At 66.2% G+C, this 26,696-nt stretch carries 24 protein-coding genes, 1 tRNA gene and 1 riboswitch; of the genes, 7 read left to right on the forward strand and 18 right to left on the reverse strand.

The window, feature by feature from the left end; genetic code table 11:
* Nucleotides 1-47 precede the first annotated feature (47 nt).
* Genes FAZ95_RS16405 through FAZ95_RS16465 form a run of 13 tightly spaced genes read right to left on the reverse strand, consistent with a single transcriptional unit; the run spans nucleotide 48 to nucleotide 13,088 of the window.
* On the reverse strand, nucleotides 48-545 hold the full coding sequence (locus FAZ95_RS16405; RefSeq protein WP_137333414.1) for a hotdog family protein: 498 nt from the start codon (nucleotides 543-545) through the stop codon (nucleotides 48-50).
* 7 nt (nucleotides 546-552) lie between these two features.
* Complete coding sequence (locus tag FAZ95_RS16410; RefSeq protein ID WP_137333415.1) at nucleotides 553-1,749, reverse strand: beta-ketoacyl-[acyl-carrier-protein] synthase family protein; 1,197 nt, start codon at nucleotides 1,747-1,749, stop codon at nucleotides 553-555.
* A complete protein-coding gene (locus FAZ95_RS16415; protein WP_137333416.1) occupies nucleotides 1,746-4,178 on the reverse strand; it encodes an MMPL family transporter in 2,433 nt (810 codons plus the stop codon). The genes FAZ95_RS16410 and FAZ95_RS16415 overlap by 4 nt, the downstream gene beginning before the upstream one ends.
* A complete protein-coding gene (locus FAZ95_RS16420) occupies nucleotides 4,178-4,846 on the reverse strand; it encodes a LolA family protein (protein ID WP_137333417.1) in 669 nt (222 codons plus the stop codon). Before FAZ95_RS16420 ends, FAZ95_RS16415 begins: the two co-directional genes overlap by 1 nt.
* A complete protein-coding gene (locus FAZ95_RS16425; protein ID WP_137333418.1) occupies nucleotides 4,837-5,265 on the reverse strand; it encodes an acyl-CoA thioesterase in 429 nt (142 codons plus the stop codon). Before FAZ95_RS16425 ends, FAZ95_RS16420 begins: the two co-directional genes overlap by 10 nt.
* A gap of 1 nt (nucleotide 5,266) precedes the next feature.
* The gene (locus FAZ95_RS16430; protein ID WP_137333419.1) at nucleotides 5,267-6,856 is read right to left on the reverse strand and encodes an HAL/PAL/TAL family ammonia-lyase; all 1,590 of its coding nucleotides are present in this window, start codon (nucleotides 6,854-6,856) and stop codon (nucleotides 5,267-5,269) included.
* Nucleotides 6,843-8,660 carry a glycosyltransferase family 2 protein gene (locus tag FAZ95_RS16435; RefSeq protein ID WP_137333420.1) on the reverse strand — a complete coding sequence of 606 codons (1,818 nt, stop codon included), beginning with the start codon at nucleotides 8,658-8,660 and terminating at the stop codon, nucleotides 6,843-6,845. The genes FAZ95_RS16430 and FAZ95_RS16435 overlap by 14 nt, the downstream gene beginning before the upstream one ends.
* On the reverse strand, nucleotides 8,657-10,351 hold the full coding sequence (locus tag FAZ95_RS16440) for an ApeI family dehydratase (RefSeq protein ID WP_137333421.1): 1,695 nt from the start codon (nucleotides 10,349-10,351) through the stop codon (nucleotides 8,657-8,659). The genes FAZ95_RS16435 and FAZ95_RS16440 overlap by 4 nt, the downstream gene beginning before the upstream one ends.
* On the reverse strand, nucleotides 10,348-11,016 hold the full coding sequence (locus FAZ95_RS16445) for a COG4648 family protein (RefSeq protein ID WP_137333422.1): 669 nt from the start codon (nucleotides 11,014-11,016) through the stop codon (nucleotides 10,348-10,350). Before FAZ95_RS16445 ends, FAZ95_RS16440 begins: the two co-directional genes overlap by 4 nt.
* A gap of 5 nt (nucleotides 11,017-11,021) precedes the next feature.
* Entirely contained in the window at nucleotides 11,022-11,267 is a 246-nt protein-coding gene (locus FAZ95_RS16450) for an acyl carrier protein (protein WP_137333423.1), read from the reverse strand.
* Between the two features lie 3 nt (nucleotides 11,268-11,270).
* Nucleotides 11,271-11,570 (reverse strand): phosphopantetheine-binding protein, encoded by a 300-nt coding sequence (locus FAZ95_RS16455; RefSeq protein ID WP_137333424.1) that lies wholly within the window; start codon nucleotides 11,568-11,570, stop codon nucleotides 11,271-11,273.
* On the reverse strand, nucleotides 11,545-12,399 hold the full coding sequence (locus FAZ95_RS16460; protein ID WP_137333425.1) for a lysophospholipid acyltransferase family protein: 855 nt from the start codon (nucleotides 12,397-12,399) through the stop codon (nucleotides 11,545-11,547). The genes FAZ95_RS16455 and FAZ95_RS16460 overlap by 26 nt, the downstream gene beginning before the upstream one ends.
* On the reverse strand, nucleotides 12,396-13,088 hold the full coding sequence (locus FAZ95_RS16465; protein WP_137333426.1) for a beta-ketoacyl synthase chain length factor: 693 nt from the start codon (nucleotides 13,086-13,088) through the stop codon (nucleotides 12,396-12,398). The genes FAZ95_RS16460 and FAZ95_RS16465 overlap by 4 nt, the downstream gene beginning before the upstream one ends.
* Before the next feature lie 501 nt (nucleotides 13,089-13,589).
* Nucleotides 13,590-13,782, forward strand: a riboswitch (yybP-ykoY riboswitch).
* Between the two features lie 43 nt (nucleotides 13,783-13,825).
* On the opposite strand from FAZ95_RS16465, the gene FAZ95_RS16470 reads away from it, so the two are divergent.
* Complete coding sequence (locus FAZ95_RS16470) at nucleotides 13,826-14,398, forward strand: TMEM165/GDT1 family protein (RefSeq protein ID WP_137333427.1); 573 nt, start codon at nucleotides 13,826-13,828, stop codon at nucleotides 14,396-14,398.
* A 54-nt stretch (nucleotides 14,399-14,452) separates the two neighbouring features.
* On the opposite strand, the gene FAZ95_RS16475 is transcribed toward FAZ95_RS16470, so the two are convergent.
* Nucleotides 14,453-15,175, reverse strand: a complete 723-nt coding sequence (locus FAZ95_RS16475) for a DUF4136 domain-containing protein (protein WP_137333428.1) — start codon at nucleotides 15,173-15,175, stop codon at nucleotides 14,453-14,455.
* A gap of 184 nt (nucleotides 15,176-15,359) precedes the next feature.
* Between FAZ95_RS16475 and pepN the strand changes: the two genes are divergently transcribed.
* The 6 genes from pepN to FAZ95_RS16505 all read left to right on the forward strand — a co-directional run bounded on the left by pepN (nucleotide 15,360) and on the right by FAZ95_RS16505 (nucleotide 21,901).
* On the forward strand, nucleotides 15,360-18,050 hold the full coding sequence (pepN, locus tag FAZ95_RS16480; protein WP_137333429.1) for an aminopeptidase N: 2,691 nt from the start codon (nucleotides 15,360-15,362) through the stop codon (nucleotides 18,048-18,050).
* Between the two features lie 234 nt (nucleotides 18,051-18,284).
* The gene (locus FAZ95_RS16485; RefSeq protein ID WP_137334591.1) at nucleotides 18,285-18,566 is read left to right on the forward strand and encodes a type II toxin-antitoxin system RelE/ParE family toxin; all 282 of its coding nucleotides are present in this window, start codon (nucleotides 18,285-18,287) and stop codon (nucleotides 18,564-18,566) included.
* A gap of 13 nt (nucleotides 18,567-18,579) precedes the next feature.
* Nucleotides 18,580-19,023 carry a HigA family addiction module antitoxin gene (locus tag FAZ95_RS16490; RefSeq protein ID WP_137334590.1) on the forward strand — a complete coding sequence of 148 codons (444 nt, stop codon included), beginning with the start codon at nucleotides 18,580-18,582 and terminating at the stop codon, nucleotides 19,021-19,023.
* Between the two features lie 134 nt (nucleotides 19,024-19,157).
* A complete protein-coding gene (locus tag FAZ95_RS16495; protein ID WP_137333430.1) occupies nucleotides 19,158-20,165 on the forward strand; it encodes a class 1 fructose-bisphosphatase in 1,008 nt (335 codons plus the stop codon).
* 61 nt (nucleotides 20,166-20,226) lie between these two features.
* A tRNA-Thr gene (locus tag FAZ95_RS16500) sits at nucleotides 20,227-20,302 on the forward strand.
* Nucleotides 20,303-20,971: 669 nt separating this feature from the next.
* A complete protein-coding gene (locus tag FAZ95_RS16505) occupies nucleotides 20,972-21,901 on the forward strand; it encodes an NHL repeat-containing protein (protein WP_137333431.1) in 930 nt (309 codons plus the stop codon).
* A 34-nt stretch (nucleotides 21,902-21,935) separates the two neighbouring features.
* Here FAZ95_RS16505 and FAZ95_RS16510 read toward each other — a convergent pair whose 3' ends face one another.
* From FAZ95_RS16510 to FAZ95_RS16525, 4 genes are all read right to left on the reverse strand, one after another.
* A complete protein-coding gene (locus FAZ95_RS16510) occupies nucleotides 21,936-22,469 on the reverse strand; it encodes a TlpA family protein disulfide reductase (protein ID WP_137333432.1) in 534 nt (177 codons plus the stop codon).
* Nucleotides 22,466-23,785, reverse strand: a complete 1,320-nt coding sequence (locus FAZ95_RS16515; protein ID WP_137333433.1) for a sialidase family protein — start codon at nucleotides 23,783-23,785, stop codon at nucleotides 22,466-22,468. Before FAZ95_RS16515 ends, FAZ95_RS16510 begins: the two co-directional genes overlap by 4 nt.
* Nucleotides 23,773-26,112 carry a TonB-dependent receptor gene (locus FAZ95_RS16520; protein ID WP_137334592.1) on the reverse strand — a complete coding sequence of 780 codons (2,340 nt, stop codon included), beginning with the start codon at nucleotides 26,110-26,112 and terminating at the stop codon, nucleotides 23,773-23,775. Before FAZ95_RS16520 ends, FAZ95_RS16515 begins: the two co-directional genes overlap by 13 nt.
* Before the next feature lie 148 nt (nucleotides 26,113-26,260).
* Nucleotides 26,261-26,641 (reverse strand): DUF2946 domain-containing protein, encoded by a 381-nt coding sequence (locus FAZ95_RS16525; RefSeq protein ID WP_137333434.1) that lies wholly within the window; start codon nucleotides 26,639-26,641, stop codon nucleotides 26,261-26,263.
* Nucleotides 26,642-26,696 lie beyond the last annotated feature (55 nt).

The following is a 26,696-nucleotide window of genomic DNA, read 5'->3' on the forward strand; positions in this document are numbered from 1 at the left end:
GAGGCTTCGCCCCCTCGGGGGGCAGTGAACGTAAGTGAACGTGGGGGTCATTGACTCTTCCCTTCGATGAATGCTTGAAAATCGGTCGGCTGAAAAACCTTGATGACGGCTTGTGCGAGACGCTGGCCCTCCGCGCTGTCGATCGTGCATTGGTATGCGCCGTGTCCTTCCGCGCTGCGCAGCAGTTCCGCCGCATGTACGTCGAGTTGCGTGTCGCGCGCAAACGCCGGCGTGAGCGCTTCGTACTTGCTCGAGCCCAGCAGCACACCCGGACGCGCCTTGCCGCCCGCGCGCATCGCCACGAGACCGACGTGCGCGGCAATCGCCTGCGCCATCAGCTCGACGCCGATCCAAGCCGGCATCGCGCCGTTCGCGTCCGCATACCACGCGCCGGCGTCGACGCGCGCACGCACCGTGACACTCGTGTCGCCGCACGCGAGAACCTCGTCTGTCAGCAGCATCGTGCCGCGATGCGGCAGCACCTCTTCAATCGGCGGAAAGACCGTGTCCGCCCAGTTTTGCGCGTGTTCCATCGTCGTGCTCATGACACCTTCAACGCCCCAGAACGAGGCTGACATTGCTGCCGCCGAATGCGAACGAGTTGCTCATCACGTATTGGCCCGGCGCCAGGCGTCGTTCGGCTTCGATCAGATCGAGCGCCGGCAAGGCGGGGTCGGCGTCGCCGTCCCATAGGTGACGCGGCAGCGTGACATCGCCGCGCGCGAGCGTGAGCCAGGCGAACGCAAGCTCGGTGGCGCCGGCCGCGCCGAGCGTGTGCCCCGTGAGCGGCTTCGTGCCGCTCGCGGGAACGCCGCGCGGAAATACGCGCGCCATCAGATGCGCTTCCATCTCGTCGTTCTTGCGCGTGGCGGTGGCGTGCAGATTCACGTAGCCGATCTCGGACGCGCCGATGCCGCTGTCGGCCAGCGCCGCTCGCAGCGCGATTTCGCCGCCTACGCCTGCCGGATCGGGCGCCGAGATGTGATGCGCGTCGCTCGATTCGCCGGCGCCCGCGAGCCGTACGGGTCCCGCTTCGCGGCTCATCAAAAAGAGCGCGGCCCCCTCCCCGACATTGATGCCGGCGCGATTGCGGCTCATCGGGTTGGTTCGCGCCACGCTCGTCGATTCGAGCGAGGCAAAGCCCTGTACGGTCAGTTCGCAAAGCGAATCGACACCGCCGACGATCACGGCATCGCACAGCTTCAATTGCAAGAGACGCCGCGCGGAGACGAACGCCTTCGCGCTCGACGTACAGGCGGTGGAAATCGTGAACGCCGGCCCTTTGACACCGAGCACCGCCGCGGCAAACGGCGCGGCAGTGCCGATCTCCATCTGCACGTAGTCGAACGGCGCACGCAACGGCTCGCTTCCCGAAGCGTTGGCGCTCGGGTCCACGCTCGCCTGCCGCGCAAGCGCGGCTTCCGCTGCCCCGACGCCCGACGTGCTCGTACCGAGCACGACGCCCACGCGCTGTGCGCCATAGCGCTCGCACGCTTGGTCGGCCGTGCTGCGGATCTGCGCGAGTGCGGCCAGCAACAAGCGATTGTTGCGGCAGTCGTAGCGGGCGAGATGCGCGGGCGGTGCGATATCGAGCAACCCCACTGCGCGGCCGATGAAGGGACCGTCCTCCGCGGCCAAGCCCATCCCCGCCGCAACGCCGGAGGCGAGACCACGCACCACGGCGTCGACATCGGCGCCGAGCGCGTTCACGATGCCCAACGCGTGCAGATAGACGTGAGACGAATTCATGCGCCCTTCCTCGCTTGCGACTCGATTTGCGCTTCGGCCCGGGGCTGCCGCGGCATGCCGATCGGCGCGAGCAAAACCGATACGGCGATGCCGAGTGCGAGCGTCGCGCCGAAGCTCTTCAGCACCGGCATCGAGCTCATGCCGAGCAGGCCGAACGACAGGAGCGTGGTGCACGCGGACAGCACCACGCCCGTCCACACTGCGCCAAGATCGGCGCGCTCGCGAGCGCAGCCTTCGCGGAGGAACACGGCATAGTTCGCGCCCACGCCGAGCACGAGCATCAGCGCGAGCCAATTGAAGAGATTGAGCGGCATGCCCGCATAGCCGAATGCGGCGAGCGTCACGCCCACGGCGAGCAGAACCGGCAGCGTCACCGCGATGCCGCCGCGCACGCCGTAGCGGCCCGCCAGCAGCAACGCCACGAGCGCGAGCGCACCGGCGAGCCACCAACCGCTGTCGACGCGATACGCACCGAAGAGACGCGACACACTTGCCGCCTTGTCGACGAACGCCACGCCGGGCAACGTAGGCGCCAACGCGGCGAGCGCGGGCAATTGCGCATCGGTCGCGCCGAGCGGCATCACGATCGCGGCATAGCCGGGTTTATCTGCGTGCGTCGCGGCGAGCCACAAATGGCGATACGGCCGCGACCACGGCGTCGCGAGCCAGCGCTCGACGGTCAGCGGCGAGGCGTCCGCCTGCGCGTAGGCATCGAGATAGCGCTTCGCGACATCGTCGCGAAAGCCGGCCTGCGCAAGCGTCGCCTGTAAGGCAGGGCGATCGGCGAACACGCGGCTCGCCAGCAACGCGCGGTCGGCGGCCTGTTGCTTCGCCGACGGCACGAACTGCGTCACCGATTGCCAGCCGGAGAGGCGCACGCCGCCGGCCGGCCGATCGAGCGCGGCGCCCAGCGCTTCCGCACGCTCCAGCACCTGCTCGGATGTGGCGCCCTGCACGACAAAGAACTGCGCGCCGCTGTCGACGCCGATCGCCGCGCGCACCTCGTTTTCCTGCGCGGCGAGGCCGGGATCGCGCTGGACCAGCAAATGAATGTCGTCGTCGCTCGACAGGCGCAGCCAGCCCGGCGCCGCCACGGCAACGACGAGCGCCGCCACGATCCACGCGCGCCGGCCGCCGAGCGCCGCGTGCCAGCCGCGCACGAGGCGCTCGGCCCCGGCAAACAAATGCCGCGGCGCACGCTTCGGGCCATCGACGAGCCACGCGGGCAACAGCCACATCACCGACGCGAACGCCGTGCCGATTCCCGCAATCGCGAAGCACGCGATCTGCTTGAGCGCGGGAAACGGCACCCACGCGAGAATCGCGTAGCCGAGCAGACTCGTTGCGAGCGCAACCGTCAGCGCCGGCCGCACTTCACGAGCGCCGCGCCGCGCATCCCAGTCGCGCCCCGAGCTCAGATAGAGCACGAAATACTGAATCGAATAGTCGACCGCCTCGCCGATCAGGCTCGCGCCGAACACGAGCGTGAGCAGATGCAGCTTGCCGAACAGCAGCATCGTGACGGCGAGCGCGCACACGACGCCGATCGCGGTCGACACGAAGCCGAGGACGATGAGGCGCGGCGAACGGAAAATCCACAGCATCAGGAGGGCAATGCCGCACACCGACACGATGCCGATCCAATGCACCTCGCGTTCCGACGCGCTGCGCGCGGCATCCGCATAAAAAACCGCGCCCGCTTTCGCGACACGCACGTCGGGCAGCGCGCGCTCGAGCTCGCCGACGCCGAGCGCCGTAGCGGCGCGCACCGCCGTCTGCGTCTTCGTTTCGTACGCGGAGCCCGGCAGCGTGGCCGTGACGAGCACGCTCGTCGACTCGCCGCGATGGACCACGAGCAGGTTGTCTTCGATCTCCAGATTCGTCGTCGCGAGCGGCAGCCCGGCCAGCCAATGTTGGAGCCAGCCGAACGGATCGTCGGCGAGCGGCACGGCGAGCCCCGTTTGCACGGGATTGAAAAGGCGCTGCGCGAGCAGTGCGGACTCAGACGCGGAGCCGTCGGCGAGCGCGGCGCGGTCGCTTGCGGCGAGCAGGTTGAACCGGTATGGCAGATAGAAACGCGTGATCTGCGCCGTGTCGAACGGCGGCAGCTCGGCCAGCACGCTGCCGAACGCCCCGCTTGCCGCCAGCGACGCGCCGAGAAGCCGCGCGCCCGCTTTCGCGTGCGCGGCGTCGCGGCTCGTGACGAGAAACACCGTGCGCTCCCCCATGGCGGAAGCGAGTGCATCGACGGCCTGCTCGGCGACCGGGTCCGCTTCGGTCGGCGGCAACAGCGCGAGCAGGTTCGTTTGCAGCGGCGACGGTCCTGCGAAGCGCCACGCGCAATACAGCGCGGCGACGAGCGCGAGGGCAAGCCACGCGAGGCGGATGCCCCACGTGCCGCTTGCCGGGTTGCGCTTCACGACGTCCATCAGTTCGCTCCGAACAGCGCGCGCTCGGCGCTCGAAGGTTCCGCCACCGCCGCGCTATTGGCGAAGTCGATTCGCGTGGCGTCGCCGTTCGCCGAGGTGATCGTCAGCGTTTGCAGGAAATCGCCGCCGGCCATCCGCAAGCCCTTGAGCCTCTGCGCGAGCTGCGGCTGGTTCGGCGTCAGCTGCATCTGCCATTGCTTCGGGGTGCCGCTTGCCGTCACGTCGAACTGCGAATAGAGGGCGGACAAGTCGCCGCCCAGCATCGAGCGCATCATCCGCGACACCTGGGCGACGCCCCCCGCGCTGCGCGCCGCGCGTGCGATGCGCTTACCGCTGGCGTCGATTTCGGTCACGCCGCTGTCGCTGATCACATACGTCGTGCGGATCGGCGAGTCGATTTGCCAGATCACGCCGCGCTCGCGCATGAAGAGCAGCGTGCCCGTGCTGACGAGCGGCGCTTTCAGCGCGGCAAGCGTCTGTGTCTGCTTGAACTGCGCGCGAATGCCGGGCGCTTGCGCAAGATGCGCGGCGATCTGCGACACGAGGCGCGCATCGTCGGACGGCGCTGCCGCTTGAGCGGAGGGAAGCAGCGCGGCATTGGCGACGCAAAGCGCGGCGCTCAGCACGGCGCCCGCCGCGGCGAGCCGTTTGAGCTTCGTCAGGACCATGCGCGCTCCAGCTTGTCGAAGACCACGGGCGGCGACACGAACTGCAGCTCCTGCGTTTTGACGCAAACGGCGACCTGGATCGTGTAGCCCTTCGTCAAGCGCTCGCCGGACGCGCAGTCGACGATCTGATAGCCGATCTTCAAACGGTTTTCATATTCGAGCAGTTCCGTGCGAACTTCCAGGGTCTGTCCATAGATCGCCGGGCGCACGTACTTCAGGTGCGCTTCGACGATCGGCCACAGATAGCCTGACGCCTGCATCTCGGGATAGTCGTAGTCGAACGCGCGCAGCAAAGCGGCGCGCCCGATCTCGAAGTACTTGAGGTAATGCCCATGCCAGCAGACGTTCATCGCATCGACGTCGTGAAACGGCACTTCGACGCGCGCGCTCGCCTGCAAGGTTCGGGTCGACGACGTCATCTCAGCCCCCGCTGCCTACGTCGCCGGCCAAGCCGCAATCGGCGATCAGCGCCGTCAACGCCCGCAGATCCGCTTCGAGCGGCCGGTCCTCGCCGACGAACGCCGACACCGCCGTCACCCGCTCGGCGAAGCCGGAAAGCGGCGCGGGCACCGTCGCGGTCTGGGTCGCCGCCAGGCGCAAGCGCATGCCTTGCACCGCCGCGAGCGTATGCGCCGCGGCGACCTGCTCGGTCAGTTCGAGCACGCGCAGGCAGTCGCGTGCGGCGATCGTGCCCATGCTCACCTTGTCCTGGTTGTGCGCTTCGGTCGAGCGCGAGAATACGCTCGCCGGCATCGTCAGCTTCAGCGCCTCGGCCGTCCATGCCGACGACGAGATCTGCACGGCCTTGAAGCCGTGGTTGATCGGCGCACGCTCGGCCGTTGCGCCCGACAGGTTGCGCGGCAGGCCGTTATTGAACTTGTCGTCGACGATGAGCGCGAGCTGCCGGTCCATCAGGTCCGCGAGATTCGCGACCGCGGTCTTCAGCGCATCCATCGCGAACGCGATATGGCCGCCGTAGAAGTTGCCGCCGTGCAGCACGCGCTCGCCGTCCGGATCGATGAGCGGATTGTCGTTCGCGCTGTTCAGCTCGTTCTCGATATCGCGGCGCACCCACGTCAGCGCATCGCGCGCGACGCCGATCACATGCGGCGCGCAGCGGATCGAGTAGCGGTCCTGCAAGCGCTGGCCGGAGGTGTCGTCGCGGCCGGCCAGGTCCGCGCGAATCCACGCGGCGGCTTCGGCCTGCCCCGCGTGCGGCTTCGCATCGAAGATCAGCGCATCGAAATGTGCGGCGCGGCCGTCGAGCGCGACGGTGCACAGTGCCGTCAGACGCGCGGCGAGGCGCGTCAGATGATCGGCGCGGGCGAAGGCAAGACAGGCGAGACCCGTCATCACCGCCGTGCCGTTCATCAGCGCGAGCCCTTCTTTCGGGGCGAGCGTGAGCGGCACGTGGCCGAGCTCGGCCCACACGTCCTGCGCGTCGCGCAAGCGTCCTTCGAACAGGACTTCGCGCTCGCCCACGAGCGCCGCCGCCACATACGACAGCGGCGTCAAGTCTCCGCTCGCGCCGACCGAGCCTTCGGCCGGAATGCGCGGCAGGATGCGCCGGTTGATCAGATCGGCGAGACGCTCGAGCAGCACGCCACGCACGCCCGAGTAGCCGTGCGCGAGCGAGTTCAGGCGCGCCGCGATGACGGCGAGGGTCTCCGCGGGCTCGAGATAGCGGCCCATCCCGCAGCCGTGATAGCGCGTGAGTTGCAGCGGCAGCGCCTCGACGAGCTCGGGCGGCACGCCGACCACGCACGCGTCGCCATAGCCGGTGTTGACGCCATACACGGTGGCACCGTCCGCAAGCCGCTTGCGCAGGAATTCGGCCCCGCGTTCGATGCGCGCGCGCCAAGCCGCGTCGTCCGACAGCGCGACCGATGCGCGCTGCCGGGCGATCTCGACGACGTCTTCAATCGTCAAGCGCCGATTGCCGATCACGACGGGCTCGACGGCGAGCGCCGCCTGTGCCCCCTCGCGGACATTCAGATCATGTTCGGCCATGCACGCCCCCGCCGGGCCGCGCCCAGAAATCGAAAAAATTGAACCATTGGAATGGCGCCTTGCGGCAGAAATATTCGAGCCGGTCCGCGTAGCGCTGCGCGTGCGCCGCGAGATGCTGCGCGCGGTCGCGGCGCGGCAAGTCGATGCGCTCGGCAAAGTGCTCGAAATAGACGGTGTAGCGGCCCTGCTCTTTCAAGCAGAAGAAAAGATAGACGGGACAACCCAACGCGTGCGCAAGCACATACGGCCCTTGCGCGAACGCAGCAGGCGCGCCGAGAAAGTGCGCGAGGGTCGTGCGGCCCGATTCATGCGCCGGCACGCGGTCGCCGACGATCACCAGCAATTCGCCCGCGTCGATGCGCTGCTGCATCAGCACCGCCGTCTCCGGGCCGAAGTCGCTGACTTCGAGCAGCCGCACCGAAAAGTCTTCGTTCGCGGCTGCGAGCACGCTGTTGAAGCGCTTGGCGTGCTCGGTATAGACGATCGCCGTGACCTTCGAATGCGCGCCGCGCACGGCGAGCGCGCGCATCATCTCCAGATTGCCGAGATGCGCGCCGATCACGAGCGCGCCGCGCCCGCTCGCGGTGAGCGCATCGAGCGGCTCGGGATCGTCGAAGGCGATGTCGTTCTGCGTCACGCGCCCGGACCACGCGGCGAGCTTGTCGAGCCCCGAGCGCGCGAACGCGAACATGTGCCGGTAGGCCGAGAACCAGCCGGGGCGCGGCGTGCCACCCCGCGGCGACACCTGCGCGAGACGCATGAAATAACGATGCGACTCGGCACGCGCGGCGCGGCCCGTCAACAGGAAGTAGGCCACGATGGGATGCAGCCACAGCGCGGTCATGCGCGTACCGAAGACTTTGCAAGAGAGCGCGAGCAGCGTCATGCCGAGGCGGCTGCCGCGCTCGGCAATGCGCCACCAGGGTTTGACCGCTGGGCTCGCACTCGTGCTCAGATTCGTGCTCAGATTCGTGCTCAGATTCGTGCTCGGATTCGTGCTCGGATTCGTGCTCGGATTCGCGTTCGCCGCTGCCGGATGCGGCAGCGGCGGCGCTGCCCGCAACGGCCGCAGCTTGTGCGCGAGCAGCACCGGCAAACGCAGCAGCATCCCCGCGACAAGCCGCGTATGGCTCTTGCTGATCCGCACGTTGTCGCGCACGACATCGAAGTGCGATAAGCCGCCGGCCGCATAGGTCACGCGCGTCGGTATCGATACAAACCGCGCGCGCCGCCACGACAGACGCACCAGAATTTCGATGTCGAAATCCATGCGCGTCGGCAGCCGGACCGAATCGATCAACGCGCAGGCCGTCGCGAGCGGATAGATCCGGAAGCCGCACATCGAATCGCGAATCTCGAACGACAGCGTTTCGATCCAGACCCACACATGCGTCAGGTAACGTCCGTATAGGCGCGCCTTCGGCACGCTCGCGTCGTAGACGGGACGGCCGAGGACGACCGCCTCCGGATCCGCGCTCGCGGCCGCGACGAAACGCGGAACGTCGGCCGCGTCGTGCTGGCCGTCGGCATCGATCTGCAATGCGTGCGAGAAGCCGGCCGCATGCGCGGCGCGCAGCCCGGCCATGACCGCCGCGCCCTTGCCGCCGTTGACGGGCAGGCGCAACAGCGTCAGTTGAGCCCGGAAGTGCTGAGCGAGACCGGCCAGCACGGCTTGCGTCGCCGCGTCGCTGCCGTCGTCGACGACGAAGATCGGCAACCCGTGCACCGCGAGGCCGGCAACGGTCGCGCCGATCGCGTCCTTGTGGTTGTAGATCGGGATGACGACACACGCGTTGATGCTCATGGGCGTCCTCCGCAAACGAAGATGCCCGACGCGCATTCGCGCTCGCCAAGCCGGTACGCGAAGCGCACGCGCCCTCGCGCGGCGTCGGGTGCGAGCGTCAGTTGCAGCACGGCGCCGGGCGGAACCGGGGCCATGAACTTGAGGCGATCGATCGAGGCAATCTCGCGCACCCCCTCGACTTGTTCGGCCGCGAGCTTCATCGCCCAGTCGATCTGCACGACACCGGGCAGAATCGCGAGGCCGGGGAAGTGACCGGCGAAATGAACCAGCGTCGGCGGCACACGCAGATCGTAGTGAAGCGCACCGCCGTGTCTCACCTGAGCGAGCACTTCGACGCCCTCTTCACGCGCCTCGAACACGGCGGCGACGGCCGCCGCGGGCAGCTTGCCGCGCGCATCGAATGGCATCGCGGCGTGAAACCGCCAGCGGCGCGGCAGCACGACCGCATCGGCATAAGCGGCCAGATGCCGGCGCAAGATCTTCGCGAGCGCCACGCGCCCTTGCGCGCAAAACGCCTCGCTGCCGGCCTCGTTCAGCACGACGAGCGCGCCTAGCCGATCGCGCGATGCGCCTCGCAACGGCGTCAGCGCCGCTTGCGCCACGAACGGATGCCGCGCGAGCTGCGCTTCGATCTCGGGCAACGACACGCGCTTGCCGTCGAGCTTGACGACGCGATCGAGCCGCCCTTGCAGCCGAAAGCGGCCGTCTTCGCCGACGAGAATCGCGTCGTCGGTGCGATGCCAATCGTCGTGTCCGAGATGCGGCGAGCGCACGGCCAGCGCGCCGTCGCCTTCGCGCCGAATATCGATGCCGTGCACGGGCTGCCACGCGTCCGAATCGTCCTGCTGACGCCACGCAATGCCGCCCGTCTCCGTGCTGCCATAGATCTCGATGGGCGCTCCGCCGTACTGGCGCGAATAGGCCAGCGCCGCCTCTGCGGCAAGCGGACCGCCCGACGAAAAGAACACGCACGGCGCCGGCGCGAGCGCGTCGAACCCCGCCAGGTCCGGCCAGCGCGCAAGCTGGGCGGGACTGGAGACGACCGCCCCCGCGCCGCAAAGCGCGAGACGCGCCGCCAGCTGATGCGGCTCGGCGCAGGTCGCGCGATCGAACGCGCGCCCTGCCGCGAGCGGCCACATCACGCGAAACAGCAGCCCGTAGATATGGTGATGCGGCACGCTCGCGAGCATCGTTGCTGCGCCGACCAGCGCGCCCCACTGCTTTTCGAGCGTGTGAACCTCGGCATTGAATTGCGCGAGCGTCTTCCTGATGGGCTTGGGCGCACCACTGCTGCCCGACGTGTAGAGCGTGAGCGGCGCGAGCGGATCGATCGGCAGCGCATCGCGTGCGGAATCGGCTGCGTTGCCGCCTGCCGCGGGCAGAGCGCTCAAGTCCGCATCGGTGACGATGGTGTCGTATGCATCGGCCAGCGCGGCGAGATAGCCAGGATTCGAACTCGCCGGAATCACGGGTTCCTTGTCGCAAGCGAAGAGCGCAAAGAGCGCGCACGCGAAGTCGAACGGATCGTCGATGCACAAGGCCACGCGCTGTGCAGGCCGCTCGCGCAGCGTCGCCACGCACGCGCGTACGCGCGCGTCGAACGCGGCGAAATCGAGGACTGCACCGCCGTCGGCGCACACGGGTGTGCGGCCATCGCGAGGCACGGCCAACAAATCGTGCAACGCGATCATGGGGCCTCCCGCCGGGCCGCCCCAAGGGAGGCAGCGACCGTCACCGGTCTTTTCGGCAAGACGAACACATGCCGCCAGACGATTTCGACAGCAATCAGCGCGCCGATCATCAGATAGGCCACGACGCCGTTATATAGCGCCCACGCCGCACGCGCCCCGCACAAAGCCAGATAGGCCGAAACGGCACCGTTCGCCGCGAAGAACGCGCACCAGACCAGCGTCACGCGCCGCGTATGCTGCACCTGCCGTGCGCTGAGCTCGGGATGACGCAGCCGCGCGAATTTCTCGATCATGGTCGGGCCGCCGTTGAGCGTCGCGGCAAAAGCCGCGAGAAGACCCGCGTTCACCAGCGTCGGATAGAGACGCAGCAGCAGCTCGCTGCCGGTCAGTGCGATCGCCGCGCAAGCGCAGGAGAGCACCGCCGCGACGCCCCAATCGAGCGCCGTCAGCCGGCGCAGCATCGACGCGACGCTGCCCGCGCCGATCCAGCGCTGCAGCCAGAGCAAAGCGAGGAGCGCGACGCCAAGATACCGCGTCATGTCGTAGCGCCACGCCGCGAAGAACATGAGCGGATACGCGAGTTTCAATGCGACTTGCGCGGTCACTCGAGCGCCACGGCGCAGCGCGCTTGGCCCGCCCGGTGCGGCTCGTGTCGATGCCGGCATGCGCGTCAAGCCGCGAGCAGCGACTCGACCGCGCCGATCACATCGCCGACGGTACGCACCTGCTTGAATTCTTCCGGCTTGATGCGGCGTCCGGTCATCTCTTGCAGCTTGATCGCCAGATCGACCGCATCGATGCTGTCGAGATCGAGGTCTTCGAACAGATGTGCTTCCGGCGTCACGCGCTCCGGCTCGATCGCGAAGTTTTCTTTGAAGATGGCGCGAATGCGCTCGAGAATCTCTGCGTCCGTCACGTCCTATTCCCCTTGCGTTTCGATATTGCTGTCTGCTTCGGCGGCTTCGCGCTGGCTCCGCACGAATGCGGCGAGCGTGGCGATCGAGCGGAAGTGCTCGCGCGTGTGCTCGTCGTTGGCGGCAATGGTCAACTGATAGCGGTTGCGCAGCATGATGCCGATTTCGAGCGCGTCGATTGAATCGAGGCCGACGCCGTCGGTGCTGAAGAGCGGGGCGTCGTCGTCGATGTCGGCCGGGCTCAGGTCTTCCAAATCGAGCGCCTCTATCAGCAGCGTTTTAATTTCCAGTGTTAGCGAATCCATGTTCGAACAAGTGCTCGGTGATGTGGGCTTCTACTGCGTGGGTAACGGTGCGGGCCGCGAGCGCGGGCGGCGCATCCGCGGCCGCAAGACGCTCGAGTGCGAGCGGCTCGAGCACGGCGATGCGCATGCGAAAACGTCGCGGCGGCACGTCGTACCAGCGCATCGCTTTCGTGAACGCGGGCGGATCGCAATCCACCAGGACTGGCAGAATCGGGATCCCGGCTTTCAGCGCCATATGAGCGAAGCCGCGTGAGAACGGGTGCAGGCGATCGCGCGCAGGGCTGCGCGTGCCCTCGGGGAACACGATCATCGTGTAGCCGGCCGCAAGCTGGCGCGAGCCGGCTTCGACGAGCTCGGCGGGGTCGGCGTTGCTCACGTATTCAGCCGCACGCACGATGCCCCAGAAGCAGGGGTTGCCCCAGTGCACGTTCTTGACGACGCAGCACGCGCGCGGCGTCAACGCGAGGAGCACCATCACGTCGAGATAGGTGGGGTGATTGGCGACGACGAGCGCAGGACCGCTCGTGCGCAGCGCTTCGGCCCCCTTCACGTCGAGCTCCATCACGCCGATCACTTGCAGCACGGCGACGAGCGCGCGGAAGAACTTGTGGATCAAGAGCGTGACGGCGAGCTGGCGCGTCGCCCGATGCGGCCACAAGCAAGCAATCGGAAAAACGAGAATCGAAAAGAAGACGCCGCACACGCCGAACACGACGAAGGCGAGCGCGGTCGCGATGAGCCGCCAGTGGTAATCGAGCCGCGCGCCGAATCCGCGGGCCGCTCCATCGACCGAATCGCCGCGCAGGGTGTTCGGGATATCGTGATTCATGCCGCCGCTCCCTGCCACGCCCAGTGCCATATGCGGCCCGCGCTTTGGCTTTGCCACGCGCCGCGCGCGTGTTGCGTCATGCAATGCAGGACGGCTGCGCTTTGCGTGGCGAAACACGGCGTCGACGACGCCGGCTCGCCCTCCTCGATCGTGCATGCGAAGCGTGCCGGCGCGGCAGCGTCGATCAGGATCGCGAGCGCCCCGCCTTCGATTTCATCGTCCACCGGACCGTAGACGGCAGCCGCGGGCTCGTCTGCATAAACGACGAGCACAGGCGTCGACGAATCGCTTTCGTATTGCGCATGGGCTTCGAGCAGCGCATAGCCGAGCGTTTCCGCTCCCGACGAGATCGCAGTCGCCGCGGAGCGGTCGCCGCGTCCGATGCCGAAGACGCCGGTCACCGCATTGAGCACGGAAAGGCTGAAAGCCGTAGGCGACACGGACCGGTTTGCCGCGATATCACCCAAGATGTCGCCCGTGCGACGCAATTCGCCGTGCCGCGACGCGAACACGACGCGCACGCTGCGGTACTCGCCGACGCAGTCGTGCGCGACCTTGAGCGCCATTTTCGAAAGCGAACTCAGGCGGCGACGCACGAGCGGGTCGATAAAACTGATATCGGGTGTCGCGGCGGCGGCAGGCCATGATGACCAGCGAGCAACCGGAATCGTCCAGTGCAAATCGGGCATAACGGTGTTCGCGTTCGAATGTGGGTGGCCCATTGGACGGCCAGTCGCCGTGCGAGACAAAGCGAACGGTCATTTACACCGAACGCGCGGCGCGCAAGTCAACCCGGATTGGTCCAGTCTTGTTTTAGGTTTCGTTGTTAACGGCAGAATGCCGTTGTTGATTGAGGGTTGACCGCTCTTTGACTTCAATAGCTTTGGGCATCCCCCGACGCCCGCCGGCATCATACTTAAATTTATGTCTTAAAAACAGTGTGTTAATGCGTTCGTATCTTTTGCGCGACGCGCCGATTCTGGCGAAATCTTCTATCTAAAGACCCGCTAAAGCGCATTTTCGTTTGCAGTAGCGTGCATTTTCTTTTGCAGATCAAGGCGATTTTGTCAAATTCGCAATTCTTAACTATCTTTCAATTAAACTACAACGCGCCGCAAATACCGGTGACTCATACGCCGGCGCCACACGGCACGCCAAGCTGGCCGCCGCAAAAAACCCTGTGCTATACTCCGCCCCTCATTGGGGAGTAGCCGCCCCGCCGCACGATACGCGCCGGCGTCATTCAAGCTGCGTGCCACACGTGATCCGGCGGGGGCGCCTGTCAACAAACTTGGCCTGACCGGCCATGGCAGACGCAGCCTCTGGGCCTGGCGAGACCGATGATCCATGCACACCGCTTTAGGGCCCGGTGCTGACGTGGATCGTCGCGCTCGCACTCATCTCGGCCCGGGGATAATTTCAACAAGTGGACCAAGCCTTTCTGATCTCGACCGGAGCGGTCGCGCTCGCCGAAATCGGCGACAAGACTCAATTGCTCTCGCTCGTCCTCGCTGCGCGCTATCGCAAGCCCATCCCGATCATTCTCGGCGTGCTCGCCGCCACGCTCATCAACCACGCGGGCGCCGGCGCGCTCGGCACGTGGCTCGGCTCGATCCTCACGCCGACCGTCATGCGCTGGGCGCTCGCCGCCTCGTTCCTCGGCATGGGGCTCTGGATTCTCGTGCCGGACAAACTCGATGAGGGCGAGGCGAACACCAACCGCTCCCATCTCGGCGTGTTCGGCACCACCGTCATCACGTTCTTTCTCGCGGAGATGGGCGACAAGACGCAGATCGCCACCGTCGCCCTCGCCGCGCGCTTTCACGACTTCTTCGGAGTTGTCGCGGGCACGACGCTCGGGATGATGATCGCCAACGTGCCGGCCATCGTGCTCGGCGACCGCTTCGCGCACCGGCTGCCGACCAAGGTCGTCCACGGCATCGCAGCGGTGATGTTCGTCGTGCTGGGAGCGCTCGCGCTCTTTGGCGTCGGCGTCTGATGAAAGAAGGGCCGCGGCGCGAGGCGCCGCGGCCCATGTGCTACGGCCGGTTCGTTATTGCGCCGGCTTAGGTGAGGCGGAAGGCGCGGAGGCAGAAGCGGCGCCCGATGCGGCCGCCGGAGTCGGCGCCGCGACTTCGTTCGATGCGCCGCTGTTCTTGTCCACGGCAATCTTCACCGTGCGCACCGCGCCGTTGCCGGCCGGGAAACCATCCAGCGCGCTGCGCACGAGGTACGGCATCGAAGTGACGAGCGACGGATCCTCGTTGGCATTGCGCGCCGTCACGTTATAGACCTCCTTGCCCGTCGTGCGCTCGGTGATGCGGATGCCGAGCGTATGCGTATAGACCGGGAAGCTCTGCGTCACGTAGCCCGACGGATACGGGCCCCAGGGACCCCACGGCCCCCACGGGTTGGGGCCCCAGTACGGCCCAAAGGCGGGCGGAGGCGCGTAATAGACCGGCTGCGACACCGTCGCCATGTCGCCCTTGATCGAGTAGGTCAAGCCGACCCAATAGCGCGCCTCGGTGGCCGGCGCCTGCTTGAACGAATACATCGCCAGTTCGTTGGCGACGGTGTTTTCGTAGGTGCGTTGTTCAAGGCTGTTTTCTTGGGATGGCGAGCGCGCGAACGCGTAGGTGCGCGTGGCGTCGCTGCCGTTGCCCCAGTCGGAGAAGGCCGTGACCTGGGTCGTCACGTAGGTCGTACAGCCGGACAGCAGCGCGGCAAACGCCGCCAGGAGCAGCATGGCGCCGCGCCTGAACTGGTCGAACTTCATGGTCATCCTCGTATTGCTTTCGTTGCCCGGGCACCGCGCGCGGGCGGCCCGATAATACGCTGACTAGAGCCGGACACAAAAAGTTCGACCCTCACAACCGGGCGCAGGCTTTGTACAATGGCCCGGCAGCCTCGCCAGCCACCGTTGCGCGAGCCGATTCTCAAGGTTTTTTCATCCGAAAGCCATGACCGATACCGCTACCCCCGCCGTCATCCACCGCGCCGACTACGCCCCGCCCGCTTTCCTGATCGATTCCGTCACGCTTGAATTCGACCTCGTGCCCGCGCGCACGATCGTCAAGAACTCGATGCGCATGCGGCGCAACCCCGACGCGGCGCGCGCCGCGCGCCTCGAATTGATGGGCGAGCAGCTCGAGCTCGTCTCGGTTGCCGTGAACGGCGTGCCGCACGCGGCCGCACGCGCGCACGAACACGGGCTCACGCTCGACGACGTGCCCGACACGTTCGAGCTGACCATCGTCAGCGCCTGCGCGCCCGCCGAGAACACGACGCTCTCGGGCCTCTATGTGTCGAGCGACAATTTCTTCACGCAGTGCGAAGCCGAAGGCTTTCGCCGCATCACGTACTTCCTCGACCGGCCCGATGTGATGACCACCTACACGGTCACGCTGCGCGCCGACAAGGCCGCCTACCCGGTGCTGCTCTCCAACGGCAACCTGATCGAAGAAGGCGACCTCGCCGACGGCCGCCACTTCGCGAAGTGGGAAGACCCGTTCAAGAAGCCGAGCTACCTGTTCGCGCTCGTCGCCGGACGCCTCGTCGCACTCGAAGAGCGCATCAAGAGCGTCTCGGGCAAGGAAAAGCTCCTGCAGGTGTGGGTCGAGCCGCACGATCTCGACAAGACCCGCCACGCGATGGAGTCGCTCATTCATTCGATCCGCTGGGACGAGGAGCGCTTCGGTCTCGAGCTCGACCTGGATCGCTTCATGATCGTCGCCGTGAGCGACTTCAACATGGGCGCGATGGAAAACAAAGGGCTCAACATCTTCAATACGAAGTACGTGCTCGCGAATCCGGAAACGGCGACCGATACCGACTTCGCGAACATCGAAGCCGTGGTCGGCCACGAATACTTCCACAACTGGACGGGCAACCGCGTCACCTGCCGCGACTGGTTCCAGCTGAGCCTGAAGGAAGGCCTGACCGTGTTCCGCGACCAGGAGTTCTCGGCCGACATGGCGGGCGGCGCGACTGACGAAACGGCGCGCGCGGTCAAGCGCATCGAGGACGTGCGCGTGCTGCGCCAGATGCAGTTCGCCGAGGACTCCGGCCCGATGGCGCACCCGGTGCGTCCCGAGAGCTACGTCGAGATCAACAACTTCTACACGATGACCGTCTACGAGAAAGGCGCGGAAGTCGTGCGGATGTATCAAACGCTGTTCGGCCGCGACGGCTTCCGGCGCGGCATGGACCTGTACTTCAAGCGGCACGATGGGCAGGCCGTCGCGTGCGACGACTTCCGCCTCGCGCTTGCCGATGCGAACGGCCGCGACCTGGCTCAATTCGAGCGCTGGTACAGCCAGGCGGGCACGCCGCGCGTCACGGTCGAGACGGCCTATGACGCCGATGCCCAGCGCTACACCGTCACGCTGAAGCAAGGCTACGGCGACGCTGCGCCGGCTGCGCGCGCGACGCAAAAAGGCCCGCTCTTGATTCCGTTTGCGATCGGCCTGATCGGACGCGACGGCGCCGATCTGCCGCTGCGTCTCGAAGGCGAAAGCGCCGCTTCGGGCACGACGCGCGTGCTCGACTTCACCGAGACCGAGCAGACCTTCACGTTCGTCGATGTGCGCGAGGCGCCGCTGCCGTCGCTGCTGCGCAATTTCTCGGCGCCGGTGGTCGTCGAATACGACTACACGGCCGACGAACTCGCGTTCCTGCTCGCGCACGACAGCGACCCGTTCAACCGCTGGGAAGCAGGCCAGCGGCTCGCGACGCGTGAGCTGCTCGCGCTCGCCGCGCGCGCAGCCGAGAACGCGCCGTTGCAGCTCGACGACTCGGTCGTGACCGCGTTTGCGCGCGTGCTGACCGACGAGACGCTGTCGCCGGCGTTCCGCGAACTCGCGCTGATGTTGCCGTCCGAAGCGTACCTGGCGGAGCAGATGGCCGAGTCGAACCCGGCCGCCGTGCATCGCGCGCGTCAGTTCGTGCGCAAGCGCCTCGCCGCTGCCTTGCGCGAAGCGTGGCTCGCGATCTACGACCGCCATCGCACGCCCGGCGCCTACGCGCCGACGCCGGAAGCCGCGGGGCATCGCGGCCTCAAGAACCTCGCGCTCGCCTACCTCGCCGAACTCGACGATCCGGCCGATGCCGTCAAGCTCGCCACCGCGCAATACGCCGAAGCGAACAACATGACCGACCGCGCGGCCGCGCTCTCCGCCCTGCTCGCGGCTTCCACGTCGAAGGAGACGCCGGCGGCGGAAAGCGCTCTCGCCGATTTCTATCGCCGCTTCGAGAAAGAGCCGCTCGTGATCGACAAGTGGTTCGCCTTGCAAGCGACGCAGCGCGGCAGCGCGGCACGGCCGATCATCGACGTCGTGCGCAAGCTGATGACGCACCCCGCGTTCAACATCAAGAACCCGAATCGCGCCCGCTCGCTGATCTTCAGCTTCTGCTCGGCGAACCCGGCGCAATTCCACGCGGAAGACGGCTCCGGCTACGCGTTCTGGGCCGAGCAGGTGATCGCGCTCGACGCGCTGAATCCGCAGGTGGCCGCACGCCTGGCGCGCGCGCTCGAGTTGTGGCGGCGCTATACGCCGGTCCTGCGCGAGAAGATGCGCGCGGCGCTCGAGCAGGTGGCTTCGCAGGTGAAATCGCGCGATGTGCGCGAGATCGTCGAGAAAGCGCTCGTGTGAGCGTGGCGGGGAATGCACGGCAGCCTGGACTAGCTCACTGCGGCTAGCCCGCTTTTCGGGCGTCGCGCTGACGCCGCCTTATCCGGTTGAAACCGGCACTTCGGTGCCGGTTTTTTTTCGCCTGTCTTTTGCGCCTGGCCGTCCGGATGACTGGCGGCGGCACGCCGAACGAGCGACAGTGATACGCAACTCATTTGATGGTTTACGTTTAACGCGATGCGTTATATCATCCCCATGATCAAGACATTCGGCGACAAAGCCACCGCGGCGGTATTCGAAGGGTATGTCGTCCATTCGCTGCCCCGCCATATCCAAGCGGGCGCGCACCGCAAGCTGCTGCTGATCGATGCGGCCGTCACGCTTGAAGATCTGTACGCGCCGCCCGGCAATCGTCTGGAGGCGCTGCAGGGCGATCGCAGCGGCCAGTGGAGCATCCGCATCAATGCGCAATGGCGGATCTGCTTTCACTTCGTCGAGGGCGAAGCACTGAATGTCGAAATCGTCGACTATCACTGATCGGGGGGCCGACATGGCTATCGAACGCGCGGCGCTCAAGCGCGCCGACTTTACCGACATCGGCACTGGCGAGCGGATCGCCGCCGTGCACCCGGGCGAGATCCTGCGCTCGGATTTTCTCGAGCCGCTCGGCATGTCCGTCAATGCGCTCGCCCTCGCGCTGCGCGTGCCAGCGCCACGCATCAACGATGTCGTGCGCGGCAAGCGCGCCGTTTCGCCGGAAACGGCACTGCGTCTCGCCCGCTATTTCGGCACCAGCGCAACGTTCTGGCTGAATCTCCAGAACACGCACGACCTGCGTGTCGCGACCGATACCGCCGGTGCACAGATCGAACGCGAAGTCGAGCCGCTGCCGGCCAACCTGCGCCCAAAGCGCCCCAAGGCACCGCGCCCGGTCGCCCGCGTGGCAGCCCGCGTGGCAGCCGGCGCGGCAAAGCGCGCCAAGGCCGCAGACTAAACGGCCGCCGCTCCAGCCGCGCCAGGAAACCTGCTTTGCGCCGCCAACGTTCGCTCCAGCGCAAAAAGACACCAGACGGCCACAGGCCGGCGGGTAAAATCGAGGGCATCCCCTTGCCATACCGGAGTACAGCAATGTCATTGCAACGACGTACCACCCTCACGAAATACCTGATCGAGCAGCAGCGCGAGACGAACAACCTGCCCGCCGATCTGCGCCTTTTGATCGAAGTCGTCGCGCGCGCGTGCAAGAGCATCAGCTTTCACGTCAGCAAGGGTGCGCTGGGCGACGCGCTCGGCTCGGCCGGCAGCGAGAACATCCAGGGCGAGGTGCAAAAGAAGCTCGACATTCTCTCGAACGAAATTCTGCTCGACGCGAACGAATGGGGCGGCAACCTCGCGGCGATGGCGTCGGAAGAAATGGAGCACGTCTTCCCGATCCCGGCCAACTATCCGCGCGGCGAATATCTGCTGGTGTTCGACCCGCTCGACGGCTCATCGAACATCGACGTCAACGTGTCGATCGGCACGATCTTCTCGGTGCTGCGCTGCCCGGACGGCCAGCAGGCAACCGAACAATCGTTCCTGCAACCCGGCACGCAGCAAGTCGCGGCCGGCTACGCGGTGTACGGCCCGCAGTCGGTGCTCGTGCTCACGACCGGCAACGGCGTGAACTGCTTCACGCTCGATCGCGAACTCGGCTCGTGGGTGCTCACGCACGCCGACTTGCGCATTCCGGTCGACACGCGCGAATACGCGATCAACGCGTCGAACGCGCGTCATTGGTATCCGCCCGTGCAGAAGTACATCGGCGAGCTGAACGCCGGCAAGGAAGGTCCGCGCCAGGCCGACTTCAACATGCGCTGGATCGCGTCGATGGTCGCCGACGTGCATCGCATCCTGAACCGCGGCGGCGTCTTCATGTACCCGGCCGACAAGCGCACGCCGGACAAGCCCGGCAAGCTGCGTCTGATGTACGAGGCGAATCCGATGGCGTTCATCGTCGAGCAAGCCGGCGGCGCCGCCACAAACGGCAAGCAGCGCATCCTGGAAATTCAGCCGAAGAGTCTGCACGAGCGCGTCGCAGTGTTCCTCGGCTCGAAAAACGAGGTCGACCGCGTGACCCGCTACCACCTCGAATAAAAAAATGAGCAAAGGTGTTGCCAACCGGCCGAAAGCGCGTCTATAATCGCGTTTCTCTGATGCCGGAATAGCTCAGACGGTAGAGCAGCGCATTCGTAATGCGAAGGTCGGGGGTTCGATTCCTCTTTCCGGCACCAACTGAATCAAGCAAAAAGCCCAGTCCTCGTGACTGGGCTTTTTGCTTTCCGGGCCTTGCGTAGGCGCCACTCGGCCCAATGACCCTCGCGAACCAACTCAGCTTCGCGCCGCGAAATGCCGGCGCATGACCATCGCAAGCAGCACGATAAGCAACGCAGGCGCGAGTTGCCAAGGAACACCGAACAGAATTCGGCAAAAGCAGATCCGACCATCGGTGAAGATCGATCATGTAGCGCGTAAAACCGAACGATCCAGATGGCCAGCGTGGGGAATTGGATCGCCAGCGCAGTCGATGCATAGACTACGACGCGGCGCGCGACAAATCGCTGTTCACTTGATGCCGACGCAGTCGAATCCCCCTTATTCTTCTACGCGCGAGAAAGTCTATTTCTGATGCGTCAAGCGGCTGATTCGACGTTCGAGGTCGCACTTTTCGAGCATCTTCGCGATTTGCGACCGCGTGGACACAACGATATCGATAGGGGCATCCGGCACCCATCCCCAGGCGAGCATCTACTCTATGTACGAATCGGCATAGCCTGCGAATACCAAGCTTTGCATGGGACCAGAGTAGGGCGCTAAAGCGCCAACTCTGGTCGACAGGAGAAGACATGCGTTGGCGGCAGAGGGGTTTCAGAGCAGCGGCACTGGTAGCACTTGCGGCACGTATGTCCCGCGCATTGATCACGACGGTTGCCGTCGTCGCACTCAGCGCCTGCGGCGGGCACGCGTTCGGCATCTCGCCGCAAGGCATCGCGTTCGGCCTCGCCGCACCGAAACGCATCCCGCTCGACGCCCATTCGAACGGCGTTGCCGTGCGTCCCTCGGATGGCGCCGTGTTCATCACGGACGATCGCACCAACACCGTGTTGACTTCCGCCGACGGCGTGACCTTCACGGCTTACGCCGCGATTCCGGTCGTGTCGGACCAGGCGAATGCGCTGAGCCAATTGACGTTTTCTCCCTCGGGTGTGCTGTTCGCCGAGCGCTTCGGGTTCGGCACGGCAAGCGCCGTCTATGCGATCACTGACCGCGGCGCAGTCGCGGCGCTGAGCGGCCCCGATCCCGCGCGACGCCGGCTCGGGCTTGTATCGGTGGGCGAAGGCGAGCTGCTCTCGACCTGGTTCGTCAAGGACGGCGCGAGCCCGCCGCAAGGCGGGCTGAGCCTGTTGACCTATGACGCGGCGACGCACACCGCCCTCGAGCGCGATCTGCTGACGGGGCTCGGCAAGCCAGTCGGCGTGGCGGTTTTCAGCGGCACCGTGTTCGTCTCGGATCAGGCCAACAATCGCATCGTCGAAGCGAACGTCGAGCAATTGCTGAACGCTCCGCAGCCGCTCACGTCGGCGGCGACGTTCGCAAAAATCGACAGCCCCGACCTGCTGGCCGTCGATGCGAGCGGCACGCTCTATACGAAATGCAACCGGAGCGGACTGTGCAAGATCGCACCGGACGGCACTGTCGACGTGCTCGCCGACGACTTCCAGAACGCCCGCGGCGTCGCGACCGACACGGCGCGTCACAAGCTGTATGCGATCGATCGCGCGGCGTCGAAATCGTCGGCGAGCTATTTGCGCGTGTTCTGGCTCAAGTACTAGAGCGACGGGCGTTTCCCGCGCGGCTGTTCCCGTACTACATGTTCTCCGGCGCGCGGCTGCCACGCAGCCACGCATCGAGCGCGCCGGGCTCGATGCGTCCGCTCGATGCGTGCCGCCGCCCCTGCGCGTCGATCAGGAGCGTGCGCGGCAACTCCCCTCGCCAGCCGGCGTCGAGGGCCGCGCGCAGCCGCTCGGGGATCGCCTCGGCATTCGCGTATTGCGCGATTTGCGGTGTAACCGGCATCGAAGCGAGCGCTTGCGACACGGCTTCCGCGTTGTCGTCGAACCCATCCATTGCGACCATCGCAACGCGCACGCCGCGATGCGAGCGCAGCCACTCGGCGACGTGCGCCGTGTTTTCGCGGCAGTACCCGCAGTCGAGCGACCAGATTTCAACGATCAGCGGCTGGCCCTTCGCCTCGCTCATGACGTGCGGAACATCGGCGGCCTTGAGCGGCTGCAACTGCGCGACATGCGCTGCAGGGCCCGCCGACGCTCGGAGCGCACCAAGCGGCCCGAACATCGCACCCAGCGCGAGCCAGGCTATCCACCCATAGAGACGCCTCATTTCGCCTCCTCGACCGGCAGTAGCCTGTAGCCATCGTCCTGCGTGCGCCACGAGACGTAGACGTGCCCGTCATCCGCGAGCAGTTGCGGGTTGTCGCTGCCCTCGGCCGTTTGGGCGAGCACTTTCGGCGCGGACCAGTGCACGCCGCCGTCATCGGAGCGGCGAACCATGAGGCGCATCGTGTCGTCTTCGAACGACTTCCACGCGAGCCACAGCTTGCCGCCTTCGGCGATCAGCGTCGCGTGCGACGCCATCGCATTCGGCGCCTCGTCCGCATCGGCACCCGAGCCGATCGGCCGGGGCTTATCGAGCGGCTTGCCGTCGCGATCGAGCCGCGAGTAGTACACGTTGGCCTTGTCGTCGACGACGCCGAACCACACCATGTGCCGCACGCCATCCGGCGTGATCGCGAGCGCCGGCCCCTGGTGCGGGCAGGCTTCGACATGCCAGTTCGAGAACGTCGCGCGGATCGGCGTCACCGGTTCGCTCGCATCCGCCAGCAGGACGGCGAGCGCGTGGTCGCGAATCTGTCCTGTGAACACGTTGCGCCACAGCGCCTCCACGCGCCCTTCTCCGTCGATCGCGAGCGCGATCTGACAGCACTCGCAGGTCTGGTCGGCAACTTTGCGCTCCGGGGCGAACGTTTGGCCGCCGTCGCTCGACACGGCGTAGTACACCGCGGCGCCGTCATAGCCGCGGCCGGCCTTCGTCGCGGCGACGAGGTCGCGCTTGTCGATCCACGCGACGAACACGCGCCCCTTCGGATCGACGATCAGCACATCGAAGCGATGCGTGATCGGCTGCCGGTCGCCGTGCACCGTGACCGGCACCGACCAGGTCGCACCGCCGTCCGTCGAGCGCGAGAAGCGGACCATGCCGGTGTAAGGCGCGTCGAGCGGCATCGACCACGTGACGTAAATCGTGCGCGCATCCGGGCTCGCGGCCACCTTCGGGCGGTTCTCGGAGCTCGTGTAGATCGGCTCCGGCATCGCATTGACGACGACCGGCGCCGACAGCGTGCGCCCTTTGTCATCCGAATGCGCGACGAGAATGTGCTGCCCTTCGACCCACGCGGCCCACAACCGATGACGTGCATCGAACGCGGCGCCGGTCGCGAGCGGCGCCTTCGCCGCTTGCGAAGAGGCATGCGCAGAGGCGTGCGCGCCAGACATCTCCATGCCGCCCCTATGCGTGGCGTGCGACGCGCGCGCGCCCGATGCGCCAGCGCCGATCACGGCGTTCCCGCCCTGCTGCGCGAACGCCGCGATCGAGACGCACGCGAGCACTGCCACGACGAATTGCTTTAGAGCGACCATTTGAGTTCTCCGTAGAACGTGCGGCCCGGATACGGGTGGAAGACGTAAGCGCGGCAGTCGGTGACGTTATCGACGCCGACCGAGGCCACGGTGTGGCGATCGAGCTGATAGCGCGCCTTCAGGTCGACGAACGTAAACGAGCTCGTGCCGCCATACACGTCCGGATTGATGTCGCTGTTATCGAGCGTGTTGTACTGGCGTCCCGAATAGCGCAGACCAACGCTGCCGAGCAATCGCTCGTTGAAGTGGTAAGCGGCGAGCAGGTTCAGGCGCACGACGGGAATCCGCGGAAACCGCTGGCCGACGTAGGCGGGATTCGCCGCGTCAGCCAGCGTGCGCGCGTTCGCCGCCGAAACATTCGCATCGAGGTCGAAGCCGGCCAACAGCACGTTCTGCCCCGAAAACGCGAGCTCGACGCCGCGCACGCGCACCCGGTCCACGTTGGAGATGTTCGTGAACGTGGACGCGCCGTTCACCGTCGTCTGGCTGTAGATCGAATTGCGCAGATCGCTCTGAAACACGCTCGCGCGCACCACACCCACGCCGACGTCGCGCTGCGCGGTGAAGTCCCAGTCGATGGCCTTTTCCGGCTGCAGATTCGGGTTGTTGTTGACGATCGCGTTGTTCGAAATCGTGCCCTGGAACAATTCGCTGACGGTCGGGAAACGCGTGCCGGTCGCGAACGACAGGCGGAACAGCCAGTCGTCGGTCGCCTGCCATTGGACCGCCGCCTTCGGCGACAGCGCATTCGCGCTGCGATCGGCGTAGCCGAGTGTCGAAGTCGCATTGCCGAGCGAACCGCCGTAGGCGTTCCATTGCTCGTAGCGCAGGCCGAGCGTGGCAAGCCAACCGGGCGCGAAACGCCAGGCGTCCTGGCCGTAGACCGCCTGAGTGCGCGTGTTGCCGTTGTAGCTGCTCGCGATCGCGGCAGGACCGCCGTCCAGCCAGTCCGGCGTGTTGTAGGTCCGGTTGCGCAGAAAATAGGTGTCGAAGTGGTAGCCGAACGTGAGCGCGTGCCCGGCGAACGACGGCGACTCGGCCTTCAGGTCCGCGGTCTGCCAGCCGGTGCCGTCGCCGAAGAAGATCGTGCCGGCACCGCCCTGGTTCGCGGCGGGCGGTGCGCTCGCCGCGGCGCGCAGGACATCCTGCGACACGTTGTACGCCGACAGCGTGCTCGACAGACGCCAGCCCGAATCGAGCTTGGCGTTGAGGCCGAGCCCGTAGAGCCAGTTCTCCTGTTTGCCGTTCTGCGGCGCGAACGCGGTCGGCGAAACGGTGTAGTTCTGCCCGTTGATCACGACGTTGCCGCCGTACACCGGGTTGCCGTTCGCGTCGTACAGAAACGTCTGGCCGTGAGTCCCATAGCGGTTCTCCCAGTGCCCGAGCGTGAACGTCGCGTCGACGCGGTCCGTGAACGCGTAGCCCATCCGCACGCTCGCGTTGCGCTGCTCGGTGTGCTCCATCGATTGCGCGCCGGCGATCACGCGCGGCTGGCCATTCGGCCCGATATCGCTGGCTGCGCCCGTCACCGGCACAGCGGGCCCGAGCTTCGCGTTGGAACCGGGCGTCGCCGCGGCGTATTGCAGCGGCTGACTGTTGTTCTCGAGCCTATCGAGCGACAGCGAGTACCAGAACCGCCCAATCCGATCGGCAATGTGCCCCGACTCGTGGTTGCCGCCTAAGCTCTGCGCGAAACCGTACGGATCGTGGTAGCGCTGCGTGAAAAGCTGCGTATCGAGCGAGGCTTCGAGCTGGGTCGGCTTTCTCGTCGTGATCTGCACGGTCGAGCCGATCGAGTTGCCCGGGTAGAGCGCCGAAAAGGGTCCGTACAGGACTTCGATCTGAGCGATATCGTCGGGCGCGATCAGCGACCAGCGAGGCGGATACGCATAGCTCGAACCGAGCAGATTCGACAGCAGCAGACCGTCGGCATAGACGAGCCCTCGCGCGCTTTGCAGTTCGTTGAAGTCGCGCCCGGCGAACGGCGCGTTGCGGTCGCCGGTGAAGCGCTTGCGCACCATCAGGTTCGGCGCGTATCGCAGCGCGTCTTCGGTGCTGACGATGTTGTGCGAGTCGATCTGCTCGCGCTGAATCCGTTCGACGACGCCCGGCGTATTCGGAGCGAACGCGGGACGCGCGGCGGTCACGCTGATGGTCTGCAACGTGTGCGCCGAGGTCAACGATTCGGGGGATTGCGTCGTTAACTTGGAATCGGCTTGTGAATCTGGGACGGTCGGCTCCGCCCAAGCGGGTTGGATAGTGAACGCTATCGCGCACGCGATGCAAAGACATCGGCGTGGCGACAGCGCAGCAGCAACGATGCGCATGAGAGTCTGAAACATGTGATCGGGTTAGCCGGAGTGCGAACGCAGCCGGCGCCGGTCGATGCAAGATCGGCGCGAGCGAGTAAACGGCGCACGGCGGCACGACTCCCCATGCCGGCTCGCGAAGAGCGGCACATGGACGGCGGCACAACTAGATCAATGCGGTTTCAGGAGGGGCGCGGGGTTGCGCGACGCGCGCAATGCGCCGCACGAAGACGACTGGCGGCGCGACGGCGCGCGCGAACGAGACAGGAAGCGTCGCGTCGGGAAGAACAGGCAGGCTGCCGCCGAGCGCGAAATTTGCTGTGAAGCCGGAACAGTAGACGCAATGCGGAACAAAGGCGTGCTGACGTGGCGCGTCATCGCCGTGGTCGAGGTCGGCTGCGGCGGGATACGAGCCCGGAGCACCGCATAACTCGAGCGTGATCGGGCGCTGCGCCGCCATACGGCACGCATAGCCAATGACGGGCGACAGTACGTTCAGTACCAGCGCCAGCCATACGAGCCCGATCCATCGAGTCGACCTTTTCATTGCATTGCAGAGATTTAAGCGGTCGCAGTATAGCAAGCGCCACTCAAAACGGTTA

It is taken from the genome of Trinickia violacea (assembly GCF_005280735.1).
Lineage (GTDB): Bacteria > Pseudomonadota > Gammaproteobacteria > Burkholderiales > Burkholderiaceae > Trinickia_A > Trinickia_A violacea.

Excerpts from the sequence above, each read along its gene's own strand:
- FAZ95_RS16405 (WP_137333414.1), bottom strand. The coding sequence starts at position 545 with ATGAGCACGACGATGGAACACGCGCAAAACTGGGCGGACACGGTCTTT.
- FAZ95_RS16465 (WP_137333426.1), bottom strand. The coding sequence starts at position 13,088 with ATGCCCGATTTGCACTGGACGATTCCGGTTGCTCGCTGGTCATCATGG.
- FAZ95_RS16430 (WP_137333419.1), bottom strand. The coding sequence starts at position 6,856 with ATGGCCGAACATGATCTGAATGTCCGCGAGGGGGCACAGGCGGCGCTC.
- FAZ95_RS16485 (WP_137334591.1), top strand. The coding sequence starts at position 18,285 with ATGATCAAGACATTCGGCGACAAAGCCACCGCGGCGGTATTCGAAGGG.
- FAZ95_RS16425 (WP_137333418.1), bottom strand. The coding sequence starts at position 5,265 with ATGACGTCGTCGACCCGAACCTTGCAGGCGAGCGCGCGCGTCGAAGTG.
- FAZ95_RS16495 (WP_137333430.1), top strand. The coding sequence starts at position 19,158 with ATGTCATTGCAACGACGTACCACCCTCACGAAATACCTGATCGAGCAG.
- FAZ95_RS16445 (WP_137333422.1), bottom strand. The coding sequence starts at position 11,016 with ATGCCGGCATCGACACGAGCCGCACCGGGCGGGCCAAGCGCGCTGCGC.
- FAZ95_RS16520 (WP_137334592.1), bottom strand. The coding sequence starts at position 26,112 with ATGCGCATCGTTGCTGCTGCGCTGTCGCCACGCCGATGTCTTTGCATC.
- FAZ95_RS16455 (WP_137333424.1), bottom strand. The coding sequence starts at position 11,570 with ATGGATTCGCTAACACTGGAAATTAAAACGCTGCTGATAGAGGCGCTC.
- FAZ95_RS16415 (WP_137333416.1), bottom strand. The coding sequence starts at position 4,178 with ATGGACGTCGTGAAGCGCAACCCGGCAAGCGGCACGTGGGGCATCCGC.
- FAZ95_RS16420 (WP_137333417.1), bottom strand. The coding sequence starts at position 4,846 with ATGGTCCTGACGAAGCTCAAACGGCTCGCCGCGGCGGGCGCCGTGCTG.
- FAZ95_RS16435 (WP_137333420.1), bottom strand. The coding sequence starts at position 8,660 with ATGAGCATCAACGCGTGTGTCGTCATCCCGATCTACAACCACAAGGAC.
- FAZ95_RS16410 (WP_137333415.1), bottom strand. The coding sequence starts at position 1,749 with ATGAATTCGTCTCACGTCTATCTGCACGCGTTGGGCATCGTGAACGCG.
- FAZ95_RS16510 (WP_137333432.1), bottom strand. The coding sequence starts at position 22,469 with ATGAGGCGTCTCTATGGGTGGATAGCCTGGCTCGCGCTGGGTGCGATG.
- FAZ95_RS16460 (WP_137333425.1), bottom strand. The coding sequence starts at position 12,399 with ATGAATCACGATATCCCGAACACCCTGCGCGGCGATTCGGTCGATGGA.
- pepN (WP_137333429.1), top strand. The coding sequence starts at position 15,360 with ATGACCGATACCGCTACCCCCGCCGTCATCCACCGCGCCGACTACGCC.
- FAZ95_RS16515 (WP_137333433.1), bottom strand. The coding sequence starts at position 23,785 with ATGGTCGCTCTAAAGCAATTCGTCGTGGCAGTGCTCGCGTGCGTCTCG.
- FAZ95_RS16490 (WP_137334590.1), top strand. The coding sequence starts at position 18,580 with ATGGCTATCGAACGCGCGGCGCTCAAGCGCGCCGACTTTACCGACATC.
- FAZ95_RS16505 (WP_137333431.1), top strand. The coding sequence starts at position 20,972 with ATGTCCCGCGCATTGATCACGACGGTTGCCGTCGTCGCACTCAGCGCC.
- FAZ95_RS16525 (WP_137333434.1), bottom strand. The coding sequence starts at position 26,641 with ATGAAAAGGTCGACTCGATGGATCGGGCTCGTATGGCTGGCGCTGGTA.
- FAZ95_RS16475 (WP_137333428.1), bottom strand. The coding sequence starts at position 15,175 with ATGAAGTTCGACCAGTTCAGGCGCGGCGCCATGCTGCTCCTGGCGGCG.
- FAZ95_RS16440 (WP_137333421.1), bottom strand. The coding sequence starts at position 10,351 with ATGATCGCGTTGCACGATTTGTTGGCCGTGCCTCGCGATGGCCGCACA.